The following is a 13,970-nucleotide window of genomic DNA, read 5'->3' as shown; positions in this document are numbered from 1 at the left end:
GTTGTTATTTGAATCCAAAGCCTCGCCCTCGCGGGGCTTTGTTTTATCAAGAGCAAGAGAACGCAAATATTGGAACAATGGGTCAGATACTTTTTAAATCACTGCCACACGGGTTTTGCTAAATGCTAGGTGGTATAACGGATGCCGAAGCTTTCTAACAAAAGCATAAACTTGGTAAGATTTAAGAGATTTTGAGGGTACAATTGCCCCCTATAGAAAATTTAATGCGAGTTCAGAAATGGCAGAAGAACCAACTATTCAATCTCTTCCAGATGATTTGAGTGTGAGCGTACAAGGTAACTTTGAGCAAGAAGAAGCGGAAAAGTTAGGCCATATATTTCTACACATGCTAAAACAGTTTTCATCTAGATTTGACTTGAGCAACTTAGACGGTGTAACTATTGCTTCAGATTATCAAGGTGCACTATCAAAGCTTGACAGGGGCACTGTTACCTCGACAACTCTTCAAGCGACTGACGACCGAGTGTTAGGCGTAGCAATGGCACCAATGGTTTTAAGAGATGGAGTGCTAAAATCGCACTTGGTTTTTAATGCGTTGATCATGAACACTCTTTTTAAAGGCAGCGAGAGTGAAATTAGGCAGGGTTTACACATCGTGGCGCATGAATGTTCCCACGTTGAATTTAATACTAAATTTGATAAATGCTTTCCAGACATATCATTAAAAAAAGTGCTACCTAGCATTACAGAAATGTTACGTTTTAATGCAGGGCAAAGCGCATGGGATGAATATTTTGCAACGCTTTCTTCCGCAAGTTTTGGGGACAGTGGTTCAGAAGCTTACCGAGAAACTTTCCTCACTGAATTAGCACTAACCGAAAATGTCGTTTTTGAATCACTTAAAAATTATCAGTTACATGGTGACGTAGCAAAGACTATTGAGGAAGTCGGTAGTACTCTTGGTAGCTTGATGAAGTTTAGTGGTTATCTAATCGGAGACTCACTAGGTAAAAATATGGAGCCTATCGATATAGATGAGATTAGCCAGACTTTAGAGCACTCGTGGTTTAAGCCATATTTTGATTCACTGGTGAAAAACTTAAAGGCTTTGAACGAGAATTATGGTGAATGGTCTTCATTTAATTTATTTGATGCCATTTTAATAAACTATGACTCCCTACTTGAACACTTTGGTGTGATAGTCGAAAACTCAGACACACCATCACCATATGTACATTTTTACAAGTAGGTCATTTCGAAATAAAACATCACATTTGAATCCAAAGCCTCGCTCTAGAGGGGCTTTACTGTTTTCGGTCAAAAGCCATGAAAGCAAATTTTGGAACTAGGTTTTGTTTAGTTATTCAGCGGAAGATTATACAGATCTTTATTTACCTGAGTTATTTCACTAAATTTTTTTAATATGGGGTTTCGGCTAATGCTTGGCCAATAATGTGCAAAGTTCTGATTCAAAAACTTACTTCGATATTCTGAACATTTAATTTTAGAAATGCGCCCTTTTTCAGTTACATACGTTACATACGTTACATATTTTGATTTCACCGCGAACACTATGTTGCTAGGTAAAATCGGAGCACACAAATACATAACTCCTCCATTACAGAATGCGAAATCAATTAAAGATACTCTTATCGTTGCATACATATAAGCAAAATCTGATAGCCACTCAATATCATCATTGGGTTTTGCATAAAAATCTGGTCTACAAATACCGTTTTGTTCGCTATTAAGCAGATACATCACTCGAAACTTATTCCTTTTTATAAAATTGTGATGGTATAACTGTTCTGGATTAGTAGAAGTCACAAAATTTGGGACATATGAATAGGTATTAAGTACATACTTTTGCAGCGCTATATAATCTTTAATACTAAGACTTAAGTCTAAATCTGCAAATCCAAGTAAAAACTGGATATCAGTTCTATTTTCCCATACGTCATTGATTATTAGCTCTAGTAAAGGTTCTATTCGCCCCAAAAATTTTAATGACATTTCTTCCCTAGCCTTGTTATTTACTAAGGAAATGAAATCAGCTTTCTGGTCTACCATAGTTAATCCCTTATCCCTTAACTAGCTTAACAATTGCAATCATCTGATGGAGAGCTTCATAATTTGTGTAGAAGTATCTAGCGGTTGCAGATTAAACATTAGCTCTCTTTATTCGAAATTAGTTATCCTTTTGCTATTTTTGCTGTTGTTAGCTTATTAAAGAACGATTTAGTTTCTTCTTCAATAATTGTATGAAAGCTCGAGATGAATTGAGTTGTCGTATCTATCAACTTTTTATTGTTACCGTCTTCAATAAATGAATTAGTTAATAATTCTAAAATATATAAATCGTAAAGTGATTCCATTTTTTTCATGGCGAGATAATAACCTCTCCATGTATTTAATATTCCAAAAGAAGCTAAAAAAGAAGTAAGTAATACTGATAGGGGTAGCCAGAAGTGCTCGTAAACTAATTTCGAATCAGTGGCTACTGAATAAGAAAACCCTATTAATAAAATGGATATGTTGAAGATATAGAAAAACATGCGATAGCGCTCTTTCCTCGTTTCATACCACTCATAGTAATAGTCGAAAGTATTTATTTCAGATTCAGTTCCATTGAAGAAACTATGAGACGTTATTCTTTCGATTAGTTGAATATCGGCTTTTGATTCCTTTTCACTAAGCATTTTAAGTTGCACTAGAATCTCTTCCCCCGGTTTTTCGGGTAAGTTTGTGGAAGAACCAAAAAGCTTAAAGCTCATTCTGTTTCTATTGTGGGTAGGTTGTGTATTCATGTGATTCCATTCTTACTGGTTAAAAAGTCTATATATTTTATTTCGGTACTGGCATACGCTTATTTCATAAGTATAGTTTGCTCTAAGTTGTTAAGGAATATAATTTTAAAATTTGTCTTAGTTTGATTTACATTGAATCCAAAGTCTCGCCTTCTGATGGGAACGGTTTTTTTTGTTGTTTTCAAATCTAAAAGTAAGGGGCTTATTTTTGGCTGCTTTTGAAGCCAAAAGGTAAACGAGTAAACACTTTCGTTTACTAGCGGTAAAGTGTTCTCCAGTCAGAATTTATCTGTACCTCAAGTAAACGATAACGTTTACTGAGTTGGTTACAGCGAAGATTTTTCTGACTATAGTGGAATTAGTTGTTGCTAACGTTAAATAATGGCTTACAAGCATTGAAACCAACTACATCGCGTCGTACTCGCGGGTTTTGATTTCAGAAGAAACAGCGCTAACACAGCAAACTTATAATTTCATTAAACTCGCCTTTGTGCCATTTTCCAAGTGACACTTTCCCATCTGGCGTTTTGCGTTCAAGGTAGTCTGGGTAATCGAGATTCTTCCCATATAATGTTTGCCCCTGAGCTAGCAGTTTTCGGCTTAATTTTCCTGATTTACTTTCATGTCCAACCACTTCAGATAAAGCAAGCACATCAATAACATTGGTCATACTTTTTTCCTCTCGGTTCTTGATTAAATATTGTCGGTACGTTTTCAACCTGCTGAGGCTTTACTATTCGAAATACGATTTAACAATAAGGCATGGTCTTCGGATCTTTAAATACTGAAACGTAAGTATAGCAAATGACACGGTTCGTCAAAGAACAAACGCAGATTATGGAAAATTTTGAGAGCGAAGTGGAACGTGCTGATGAGCCACACTGAAACATTTGATAAGTTCAGGTGAACGTTTTCATGAGCTTAATCAGGTGAATCTGCATCAGCGGCCTTTTCTGGTCATTTACAGTTGGAGCAGAACAAACAAATGAACCACTTAAAATCAAAGACGAGTGCCAGAGAATTTAAGCAAGTAGAGCAATATGCAAAAGATATAATAACTGGTGCCGCAGCTTTGTTACCCGGAGGACAAGTTTTTGACGTGGCTAACATAGTTGAGGATATTGTTGATGGTGTAGTGCCTTTAGCTGACGGTTCAGGGTTGGCCGCTGGTGAAGGAGCTTCTGCTGCGAGTGATGCCATTGATAAAGACTTATCTACAAAGTCGGGGTCAATAAAATCCAAAATCATCTCTGCGGTGGTAGGATTCGTCGTTGGTGAGGCAACCACGGAAATTGTGCAGCCTTCGCAAGATATAATCGAAAATAAAGGTTTGCCAGAATAGGATAAGAGGTAGTACAAAATGAACGTAAATAAAAAGATATTGACTCATGGAATATTATTCATCATAGGTGGTGCTCTACTGTTTTTGTATCTTTTTGGGGGCTACTTTTTTGAGCAAATCCCATTAAGAGAGTTTGGAGTAACACGGCGGAACTCACAATTAGCAGCGTTAGTAATAACGACAGTGACATTCTTTTATGGTGTTTACTTATTGATATCCAGCTTCTTATCAAAAAACAATACGTAATAGGTTTTTTGAATCCAAAGCCTCGCTGCCGCTCAGCTTTTCCCGTTATTGTAAGCGTTAATTTCCGCTTTAGAGCTTTAGCTCTATCGAAAATCGACTACGCCCAACGGCGGCAATTCACTCATTGGCGACTGTCAGATTTTGTCCAAACCTAATTTAAAAAATGCCAGATTAAGTTAGGACTAATTCACTTTTTTTAATCTAGCCATAGCCGCTTTAAATTGGCTTCGCCAAGGCCATCATCGATTCGCGCATAATTTGTGTATGCTCTTGTTTATCGCCGCCCTCTATTTCAATTTGGGCTAATCGGGCCGAGTTTTCCACCACCATACGACAACGCTCCCAGCGACGATCTTGAAATGTAGCAAGTGCTTTTTCCAGACTCACATCTTTGGATAATTCTTCTGCTAAGACAATGGCACTTTCAATACCAATACAAGCGCCTGACGCTAGGTGAGGTGTTGTTGCATGTACCGTATCACCAATAAGTACGATACGATTTTTATACCACGGAGCAGGTACAAGTAACTTTCCGATAGCGCGAAAATCAATCAGTGATTCTTCGTTCATCATATCTTTAATTTGCTGGATAATAGGAGCGGGAAAGGTCGCCATTAAGGCTTTAAGCTTCTCTAAGAAATCAGCGGGCTCAACATGTTGGCGTTCTTTTTTGTCTTCGGTCAAAAATAGGTACATTTCATCCTGAGACATAGGATTTACCCCTACTTTTAAATGTGGCCCGACCCACATCATAGTGTTTTTCACTTCAGGAAGGCGTGGTAACACCGCACGCCAAATTCCTTGTCCTACATATTTGGGTGCTTCAGCTTCTGGAAAATAGGTACTGCGTACTTGAGAAAACATACCGTCAGCACCAATAACCAATTCATAACTTTGCGATGTACCATCGGTAAAAGTAACGTCTACGCCATTTTCAGTTTGTAACATCTCAGTGAAGGTACAACCGAGTTTTACTTTGGTACCCGACTGACGGGTTTTTTCTGTCAGTATTTTTGCCAAAGCTGGACGCATAATAGCGCCTGAATTAGGAATGTCAGGATCACCAATCACTGGCGTAGGTATATGGGCCAAATGCAAACCATGAGGAGCATGTATGTCCAAACCGCTGTGAGCACTGCCCACTTTCAAGAATTCCTCTAATATGCCCAAGGTTTTAAAAGCCCGTAAGGTAGCACCACCTATGCTGATACCTGCACCATCTGTTCGCCAATTAGGATCAATTTCAACTAAATCGACCTCGATATCATTTTTACGTAGTTCAATGGCGGCAGACATGCCTGAAAAGCCGCCACCAATGATTAAAACTTTTTTTACACTTGGGTTCATAACTCGAACTCCTTAATGATTGTTAGGCTTATCCAAATCTCATTTTGGGATGAAAACTCGAATGGAATTTTACTCAGCTTTTGCCCTAAACAAGGACCTTGAACACACGTACCGCTAGCTATTTCAAACAAAGCCCCATGTGCGGCACATACAAGGTGATTTGCAGCGCTATCAAGATATTGGTGACGCTTCCAGGGTAATGAGGTACTGCCGTAGTGGGGGCAGATATCGACATAAGCAAAAAGTTGATCACCTTTACGCACCATAAACATGCTGTCTTTACCACCGTGCATAGGATCGAAACCTCTTGCTTGCCCTTCGACAATATCACTGATCTTTCCTATGCAAATTTTGTCCATCTAAACTACTGAGCCTTCGGTGGTGGTGGCCCGCCTGGCGCCCATTTCTCTTCATAGTGCAATAAAAAAACTTGTGAGTTATCTGCGCCAGGCATAGCTTCGCGGGCAACCCATTGTTCGTCATGTAAGTCCATATCGGCGTCATATTCAATATTGCAGCCAAAGGGACTTTTGAAATACCAGAACCAATTGGATCCAAAGATATGACGACCGGGTCCCCAGAAACTCTGATAACCTTTTTCAATTAAGGCATTGCCAGCCTGAGCGACTTCAGTTGGGCCACTCATGTGAAAAGTGAAATGCTCGACACCTTGCATGTGTGGCGGAGTATTTAAAAAGAATAAGGTGTGATGGTCATTTGTGCCTGCAGGGCGCATAAATGGCCCCATATGTTTAAATCGGTCGGTGGTCACAAAGCCAAGGCGTTCAGCGAAAAAGGCTTCAGCTTTAACGGCATCAGGGACAAAATAAACCACATGAGATAAGCTGCGAGGTTTGGCCACAAACTCTTTACTGACACCAGTTTTATTCACTCCGCGCTGAGGCGGCGCACCCGGCGCATTAATGGTTTCAGCTGGCAAGTCGAGCGCTTGGCGGATGGTCACTTGAAATCCTAATACAAATCCCATGTCATCCATCGCCTCGATGCTGCCATCATCCAAGACTTTGACTTCTCTATCCTTTGACAACTCGGCCTTAATTGCATCAACCGTCTCTTGGTCGGCAACACCATAAAGCGTTTTACGCAGCATAGAGCCAGTACTGAGGGCTTCGGGAAGTGAAGCGTTATCTTTGCTATGAATTTCAATGCCTGTGCCATCAAGGGCGACAAAGTTGACATCATCTTGCTGTGTTAGTCCATAATCGAGGGCGAACTGCTTACACGCGGTGACATCGTCGACAGCAAAAATAAGTTTGTCTGGTCCAATAATATTCATAATAGGACTCCTACTTTTCTTTTAATTCGTTAAAGGTTTCAGCAACCCAATCAGCTATGTAAGAACCCGCATTCGAACTGTTATCAAAACTTGAATGCTGCACGCCACCTTCACGTTCGGTAAATATTTTAAGTTCGCGTTTAGGGCTATTAACTAATTGCTCGTAGGTGCGCTCGGCCCATTTAAGGGGGATTTGCGAATCCTTCAAGCCATGAGTAACTAAAAAAGGCACTTTGATTTTTTCAATTTGACCATCAAGATGCACGTTTTCAGCAATATTCATGAAGTCATCCATATCTTTGGCGCCCCACACCCATTGGACATGTGCCCAATAATGGGGAACGGGGAAGTCACCTTCTTTCTCTAGGCGACGCTTTTGCACATCACGCCAGTCATGGTTAGCGCCCCAAATACAACCTAGGGCAAGTCTAGGTTCGTTGGCAACCGCACGAGGACAGTAATAACCGCCCAAAGACACCCCTTCCATACCAATTCGTTTGCTATCCACGTCTTCTTGTTGTTCTAGCCAATCAACCACTGGGCTGGCCCAATGTTCAGTATCATAACGAGCATGAAAACCTTGTAATTTTAACGCTTCACCTGTGCCGGGCTGATCCAAAATTAACGATGACACGCCGCGTTCAGCTAACCATGCGGGTAACCCCACGCGATATTTCATTTCTTTAGATGAATCAAGACCGTTGACTTGAATAAGGATGGGCGCAGGGCCTTCTACTCCCTCAGCTTTCACATAGAGTGCTGACAGATGTTTTCCTTCATAAGGAATTTCTACACGCCCACAATTTTCTTTACCAAGCTCAATGGACTTTTGGAAAAGCTCAAGTGAACGTTTATAAAGTTCTGTTCTGCCAGGGGCGCCATGAGCTTGAATACGCTCACAGGTAATAAGATAGGTTGCTGCACGATTATATTTATAGCCTGCTGATAAGGTGCGTCCTTTTTCTAAATCTTCTTCTGCTAAGCCGCAAAGTTTATCGGCCATCTTGGCCCAAGTGTCTCTAAAGGCTTGCACGCCTTCTTTATCTGGTGATTTTGCTGCTTCTTGTAATGGACCACACATTTCTTCTATCTCACCGATACGTGCGCCCATTTCTATGGCTAAGTTTACGGATAGATTCCATACGTAGTTTGTTGGAAAGTACTTAAACATGTTTTTTCCTTATTAGATTCTGCGGCTTAAAACAAAACCAAAATTTATAAAACTGATTATTTTTCAATGAGTGCAACAGCTCTAACAAAGCCTGCTGAAGCACCTTTAATTTTGTACGGGAAACAATTAACTAAGAATCCACTAGCAGGCAAGATCTCTAAATTACTGAGTTTTTCCATCTGCCCATAACCGATATCTCGTCCGGCTTTATGACCTTCCCAGATAATGGAGGCGTCACCTGATTCGGCAAAACGTTCACGAGTATATTTAAAGGGCGCATCCCAACTCCAGGCGTCAGTCCCTACCACTTTCACGCCCCGCTCTAACAAATACATAGTCGCATCTCGGCCCATACCTACGCCCGCATCAAGATAATCAGGCTGACCAAACACAGAACCTGCACGGGTATTCACCACTACAATATCTAAAGGTTGCAACTCATGATTAATTCGCTTCAATTCTTGTTCAACGTCTTTCGCAGTCACTAGGTATCCATCTGCTAGATGCCTAAAATCTAACTTCACGCCCGGTTGGAAGCACCACTCAAGGGGAAGTTCGTCAATCCCATAAGCGGGTTTTCCGCCATCTGTGGTTGAGGCATAATGCCAAGGCGCATCCATATGTGTGCCACTATGAGTAGTAATCTCTAATCGCTCTGCCGCCCAAGCTTCATCTCCAGGCATTTGATCCTTAGTTAGCCCTGGAAACATCGCGCCCATTTCTGGCCAGCCCTGTTGATGATCACTATATTCAATTTTAGGTAATAAAGGAGGCGGATCGGTATAAGGATTATTATCTAAGGTGACCGAAAGATCGATAATGGTAAAATTTCTTGGATTAAACATTATAATTTCTCACTAGTGTCACTTACGGTGACGTGCTGCTCAATGGAACCAAATAGACTCTGTCCATTGGCATCTGTGACATTCATGCTGACCACTTCGTCTTGTTGCATAAAGGGGGTTTGCCCAACTCCGTGCTGGATCATTTCTTTTGCGCGTAACTCTGAAATACAAGCTTGGCCTTTGGATGGGTCTGCGTTTGACACCGTGCCTGAACCGAATACTGTGCCTGCTTTAATAGGGCGTGTTTGTGCCACATGAGCAATCAGCTCATGAAAGCCAAAATGCATTTCCTGACCGTGAGGTTCGCCAAAAAATTGTCCATTTCTTTTCACTTGTAATGGCAAACATACCCGACCATTTTTCCAATGCTCACCGAGTTCATCAGGGGTTAAGGCAACAGGAGCAAAAGCCGTCGCGCCTTTTGCTTGTACAAAACCAAAGCCGGTCTTCATTTCTCGTGGCCCAAGGGCCCGATAACTGATGTCATTTAGTAACACCACCAATCGTATTCTAGATAGGGCGTAAGCTGCTGAGCTGCCCATGGGAATGGCATCCACAATCACACCAAATTCCCCTTCGAAATCAATACCGTGTTTTAAATCCGCAACCTCGATGTTATCTTTGGCGCCTAGAAAACTGTCGCCAGCTCCTTGATATACCAAAGGAAACTTGTCCGCGTCGGCAATAGGGTCGAGATGAAAAGCTTGCTGCATTAAATGACCGTGATTAAGAAAAAGTGAACCATCAAGCCATTGCCAAGATCTGGGTAAAGGGGCAAAGGTAGACTGCCCAGTGAAAGCCACCGCATTTTTTTCAAGGCCATCGTTAAGACTCAGATACCTCGCGGTTAAAGCCTCACTGCAGCTAGACCAGTTTTCTAGCGCAAACTGCATATTCGTTGCAATGTCGATCGCATCCACACAATTAGCTTGGTCGTGCGAAACGATAACTAGTTTGCCATCTGGATGGTCAGTTTTCAGCGATGCTAATTTCATAAGTGAGACTCAACTTAAGTTGTTAAAAAATAATCAATTAAATTCACTATCAATGTTAATATTTAATTTGTAATCCAAAAAATTGAATGTTTAGATAGCAACCATCAGAAAACTGGATACTTAAGTTCTCAAATTAATTTGTAGCTGGGTATTTGATGATTAGCTTGGCTTTTCCGTGAGAAAAAAGAATGCGATTTGAACAACTCGACCTGAATTTACTTGTAGCCTTAGACATATTGCTTGAAGAACAAAATATCACCCGCAGTGCAGAACGATTGCATCTATCCCAGTCGGCAACTAGCGGTATTTTGTCAAGATTGAGAGCCTTTTTTGAAGACGATTTGTTAGTACAAATCGGAAAAAAAATGCAGCCCACTCCATTTGCTTTAGAGTTACAGGGGCCGGTAGCGGGGGTGCTTGCCACCGTTCGGGGTTCTATAATTGGTAAAAAGGCAAATAACCCTGAGCAAAGTGAACGTCACTTCAAAATAGTGGCCACAGATTATGTGGTGCAAGTATTGCTCCGACATGTTGTGGTGGATGTGGCAAAATTAGCACCTAAAGTCACATTTGAGTTTATGTCACCTTTTGCCCATGAAATAAATGTACTATCCAAAGGAGGGGCAGACATGACAATAGCCCCAGAAATTGCAATGTTAGACATTTATTCGTCTGCCCCACTGATCACTGATGAATTAGTGTGTATCGCAGATATTAATAATGAGCAGGTCGGTGATGTACTGTCTTTTGAACAGTTTAGTTCTATGGGCCACGTATCTGTTGGTTATGCTCGCACTAGTCACTTAAGCATTGAGCACTGGTTATTCGAAAAAATGGAAATAAATCGTCGAGTCGAGATACTCACTAATGACTTTTCAACCATGATTTATACCTTGTTAAATACCCAACGTATTGCCATTTTACCTCAGCATTTTGCTGAAATGCATGCCCAGCGTGAATCCTTCAAAATTGTCAAATTACCTTTTGAGACCCCTCCTCTAAAAGAAATTATGATGTGGCACCCTACTTTAGAAAATGACCCTATGCATAGTTGGTTAAGGCAAAGGATCATCGAAAGTGCGGCTAAATTTAATTAAAAAGCCCTTAAAGCGGAATCATTCATGTGATTCTGCTTCGGCCGCTAATTTGTCCATGGGAGTGGCAATTTCTGTTGGCAATTTATTATTGATAGCGACGCCATACAGCAGCACTAACAGACAGACCATCGCGCCACCAAATATTGCCACTGAACTGCTTTTGAGATAGGAAACCAAGGACTTGATATTAAAGCTTAAGTGCCCAATAACCGCCAGTATCATAATCAGGCCAAACAACTTATGCACTGGGTGCATTTGAATAGTAAAAGACGGTTTTTCAATAACAAACATCATCATCCCTGAAGTAGACATCGCCAGAAAAGAAACCAATAGGGCAACTGCGATAAATTTTCTAAACATAGGTCATCTCCACTAGTTGCGACTGATTATTAAAGGATAAAAAAGCTCAGCGTATAAAAATCCATTTTCCTCCGCTCTACTAATTTAGCGGATTCGCCGCAAGCAATCTGATTAAACATTAGATATTTAACCTTTAATTAGTTAAGTCAAAGAATGAATACTTATTAAACGCCTGTATCCGCGTTTTCTGCCGCTAACATGGCATCCACTTTTCTTCTTGCCTGAATGGCCGCTTTATCAGCGCCAACAATCAACTCTCGTTGAAATAACGCCGCTTGGTCTATTCTTTTTTCCATATCCTCAATGGCATCAACATCTTGTTGGCGTACCTGCATTTCAGACTCATATTGGAATTTATCTAATGTTTTATCACCCAGCCTAAAATTACGAGTAGAAAAACCAAAATAATGAGTGGTTGTTTCCGCTTCAGGGGTCAGTCCATGCAGTATGGCCATATGCCCTAACTCTTTAGGCACATCATCTCTGCCGGGTATTTTGGTGATAGACGGGATGCTTGTTTTGACTAGTTCTGGACCATAAAAATCGCTCAAGTGAACAAAGTCAGCTAACCCTTCATATTCAGCTTTTTTCCCATAAATCGTTTCTAAGAAGGGGTTCCATGGCATTTTCCCCTTTCTAAGTACTCGGTAACTTTCATCACGCTCTAAGGTCTCCATAGGGATTTTTTTCAAGGTATCCCCCCCTTTACCCAATTGCTGGTGTATGTAGGGCAAATGGGTTAGATCCATTAAATTATCAACCAATAATTGCGAGCGGCCTTTAACGTGAAAATAATTTTCCGAACTATAATAGGTGTCTGGATTATCTAAGCCAATGTCATGATAGGGAGGGATCAAGTTGGTATCACATATATCAAGGTCCCCCATCCAAATCCAGCAGATTGGACCTCGTTCTTCTAAAGGGTAAACTGGCTGGCAAAAATTACGAGGTACCGTATCTTGTGAGGGAATTTCAATACAGTCGCCGTTATCGGCAAACTTAAAGCCATGATAACCACATACAATGTTATCCCCTTCAACCCGACCTTTAACTAACGAAAAATAACGGTGCGGACATAAGCCATACATGGCAACCGGAGTACCATCTTGTTTACGGTACATCACAACAGGCTTGCTCAAAAACGTGCGTTCTATTGGCTCACGGGATATCTCGTTAGAAAAAGCGGCCATATACCAACGGTTTCGTACGATAGATGTTTTGTATTTAAATGGGTACATAATGTCAATAATCCTATCTTATTATTTAAAATACTTGGAGCTCATGCTCTGCCCATAGTCAACGATTTAAATCCGTTCCCACATTTTTACTAGTGGTTCAATGTATATTGCTGATATACCAAACAGTCATTAAAAAAGTTATTAATGGGCGATTATTGTTATTATTTTGTAACTTAGTGTAGTTTCTATATTACGGAGAATATATACTTTAAAGCCCCATATTTCGGCTAAATACTCTCATTATGGACTTACTTGGTGATGTACTTTGCTCATTAAATGTGTTTTCCCATTCAATTGGCACCTTTAGGTTAGCCCCCGCTACACATTTACATTTATCTGCGCTGCCAACCAATTTTGCCTATGTGTTTTCCAATATCGATGGAGATTTTTGGATCCAAGTCGACGGTAGCGACCCCTGCCAGTTACAAACGGGTGACTCAATCTTAATTTTAGGTGGTAGAGCACACCGCTTTGGCGTCTCGTTAGACAGCGAACCGCAATGTTTTGAAGAGATATGGGCAGCCAATGATCTGCCAAAATTTGGAGAAATTCGAAATAAACCAATGGATCTTAAAGTTGGCGATGTCGAGAATTCTGTTTCTCTTCTTTCTTTGGCATTTACAGTAGACGAGCCGGAGCAAAACTCACTATTAAGATTGCTGCCTCCCTATATTCTGATCCCCAAGGGAAATCAGTTCGATACATGGATAGCCGCTGCATACACTTTTTGCCAACGGGAACTTACCCATAACACTCCAGGTTTTAGCGCAACAGCAATGAATATCACTAATTTGATTTTTGGTGAGTTTGTTCGCTCTTATCTAAACTCCGCAGATTTAACTCAAATGAGTTGGATGCGAGGATTATCTGACCCGCGAATTGGCGAAGCACTAGCAATGATGCATACACGCAGTGAAGAACACTTAAGCGTCAATATAATTGCCACAGAAGTCGGCATGTCTCGAGCGAGTTTTGCGCGAATATTTAAAGACTTAGTAGGGCAAACACCCATCGACTATTTAATTGATTGTCGCATGCAAAAGGCGGCACAGTATTTACAGGAAGGCAAAGTTCCAATTGGCAAGATTAGCGAGATGATTGGCTACAATTCTGAGAGGGCATTTAGGCAAGCTTTTATCCAGCGCTTTGCTATGGCTCCCAGTCGTTATCGTAAACAACCACTAAAGATTTGAAGCCGTAAACCTTTCCTTAGCCAAAGTCAGATTAACTTTATTAGACTGAGCCTTAATAGTCAGGGAGACCA

15 protein-coding genes are annotated in these 13,970 nt (G+C 40.8%); 4 read left to right on the top strand and 11 right to left on the bottom strand.

Going from position 1 to position 13,970, the window contains the following annotated elements; genetic code table 11:
* The first annotated feature begins 238 nt into the window (after positions 1-238).
* Positions 239-1,210, top strand: coding sequence for a hypothetical protein (locus ABJK37_RS01310; protein ID WP_348349311.1), 972 nt, complete (start codon positions 239-241; stop codon positions 1,208-1,210).
* A 107-nt stretch (positions 1,211-1,317) separates the two neighbouring features.
* Here the strand turns inward: ABJK37_RS01310 and ABJK37_RS01305 are convergent, their stop codons facing one another.
* The 3 genes from ABJK37_RS01305 to ABJK37_RS01295 all read right to left on the bottom strand — a co-directional run bounded on the left by ABJK37_RS01305 (position 1,318) and on the right by ABJK37_RS01295 (position 3,438).
* The gene (locus ABJK37_RS01305; protein ID WP_348349309.1) at positions 1,318-2,031 is read right to left on the bottom strand and encodes a hypothetical protein; all 714 of its coding nucleotides are present in this window, start codon (positions 2,029-2,031) and stop codon (positions 1,318-1,320) included.
* Between the two features lie 122 nt (positions 2,032-2,153).
* Entirely contained in the window at positions 2,154-2,768 is a 615-nt protein-coding gene (locus tag ABJK37_RS01300; protein ID WP_348349307.1) for a hypothetical protein, read from the bottom strand.
* A gap of 451 nt (positions 2,769-3,219) precedes the next feature.
* Positions 3,220-3,438, bottom strand: coding sequence for a hypothetical protein (locus ABJK37_RS01295; RefSeq protein WP_348349305.1), 219 nt, complete (start codon positions 3,436-3,438; stop codon positions 3,220-3,222).
* 315 nt (positions 3,439-3,753) lie between these two features.
* On the opposite strand from ABJK37_RS01295, the gene ABJK37_RS01290 reads away from it, so the two are divergent.
* Complete coding sequence (locus ABJK37_RS01290) at positions 3,754-4,110, top strand: hypothetical protein (protein ID WP_348349303.1); 357 nt, start codon at positions 3,754-3,756, stop codon at positions 4,108-4,110.
* A gap of 462 nt (positions 4,111-4,572) precedes the next feature.
* Here ABJK37_RS01290 and ABJK37_RS01285 read toward each other — a convergent pair whose 3' ends face one another.
* From ABJK37_RS01285 to ABJK37_RS01260, 6 genes are read right to left on the bottom strand one after another with little or no spacing between them, the layout of a single operon-like run.
* Positions 4,573-5,703: an FAD-dependent oxidoreductase gene (locus ABJK37_RS01285; protein ID WP_348349301.1), complete on the bottom strand. Its 1,131-nt coding sequence runs from the start codon at positions 5,701-5,703 to the stop codon at positions 4,573-4,575.
* Positions 5,700-6,062, bottom strand: a complete 363-nt coding sequence (locus ABJK37_RS01280) for a Rieske 2Fe-2S domain-containing protein (RefSeq protein WP_348349299.1) — start codon at positions 6,060-6,062, stop codon at positions 5,700-5,702. The genes ABJK37_RS01285 and ABJK37_RS01280 overlap by 4 nt, the downstream gene beginning before the upstream one ends.
* A gap of 5 nt (positions 6,063-6,067) precedes the next feature.
* Positions 6,068-7,000 (bottom strand): VOC family protein, encoded by a 933-nt coding sequence (locus ABJK37_RS01275; protein ID WP_348349297.1) that lies wholly within the window; start codon positions 6,998-7,000, stop codon positions 6,068-6,070.
* Between the two features lie 10 nt (positions 7,001-7,010).
* Complete coding sequence (locus ABJK37_RS01270) at positions 7,011-8,171, bottom strand: prolyl oligopeptidase family serine peptidase (protein WP_348349295.1); 1,161 nt, start codon at positions 8,169-8,171, stop codon at positions 7,011-7,013.
* 56 nt (positions 8,172-8,227) lie between these two features.
* Positions 8,228-9,016 carry a cyclase family protein gene (locus tag ABJK37_RS01265; protein ID WP_348349292.1) on the bottom strand — a complete coding sequence of 263 codons (789 nt, stop codon included), beginning with the start codon at positions 9,014-9,016 and terminating at the stop codon, positions 8,228-8,230.
* Positions 9,016-10,011: a fumarylacetoacetate hydrolase family protein gene (locus ABJK37_RS01260; protein WP_348349290.1), complete on the bottom strand. Its 996-nt coding sequence runs from the start codon at positions 10,009-10,011 to the stop codon at positions 9,016-9,018. Before ABJK37_RS01260 ends, ABJK37_RS01265 begins: the two co-directional genes overlap by 1 nt.
* Before the next feature lie 188 nt (positions 10,012-10,199).
* Here ABJK37_RS01260 and ABJK37_RS01255 point away from each other — a divergent pair, with 188 nt between their 5' ends.
* On the top strand, positions 10,200-11,108 hold the full coding sequence (locus tag ABJK37_RS01255) for a LysR family transcriptional regulator (protein WP_348349288.1): 909 nt from the start codon (positions 10,200-10,202) through the stop codon (positions 11,106-11,108).
* 18 nt (positions 11,109-11,126) lie between these two features.
* On the opposite strand, the gene ABJK37_RS01250 is transcribed toward ABJK37_RS01255, so the two are convergent.
* Both ABJK37_RS01250 and ABJK37_RS01245 read right to left on the bottom strand, forming a co-directional pair.
* Positions 11,127-11,468, bottom strand: a complete 342-nt coding sequence (locus ABJK37_RS01250) for a hypothetical protein (protein ID WP_348349286.1) — start codon at positions 11,466-11,468, stop codon at positions 11,127-11,129.
* A 164-nt stretch (positions 11,469-11,632) separates the two neighbouring features.
* Positions 11,633-12,706 carry an aromatic ring-hydroxylating dioxygenase subunit alpha gene (locus ABJK37_RS01245; RefSeq protein ID WP_348349284.1) on the bottom strand — a complete coding sequence of 358 codons (1,074 nt, stop codon included), beginning with the start codon at positions 12,704-12,706 and terminating at the stop codon, positions 11,633-11,635.
* Positions 12,707-12,948: 242 nt separating this feature from the next.
* On the opposite strand from ABJK37_RS01245, the gene ABJK37_RS01240 reads away from it, so the two are divergent.
* Positions 12,949-13,899, top strand: a complete 951-nt coding sequence (locus ABJK37_RS01240; protein ID WP_348349282.1) for an AraC family transcriptional regulator — start codon at positions 12,949-12,951, stop codon at positions 13,897-13,899.
* The last annotated feature ends 71 nt before the right edge of the window (positions 13,900-13,970 follow it).

The organism is Paraglaciecola sp. (assembly GCF_039964565.1).
GTDB lineage: Bacteria > Pseudomonadota > Gammaproteobacteria > Enterobacterales > Alteromonadaceae > Paraglaciecola.
The sequence above is the reverse complement of the archived record's forward strand: the minus strand, read 5'-3'. Positions and strand labels throughout refer to the sequence as shown.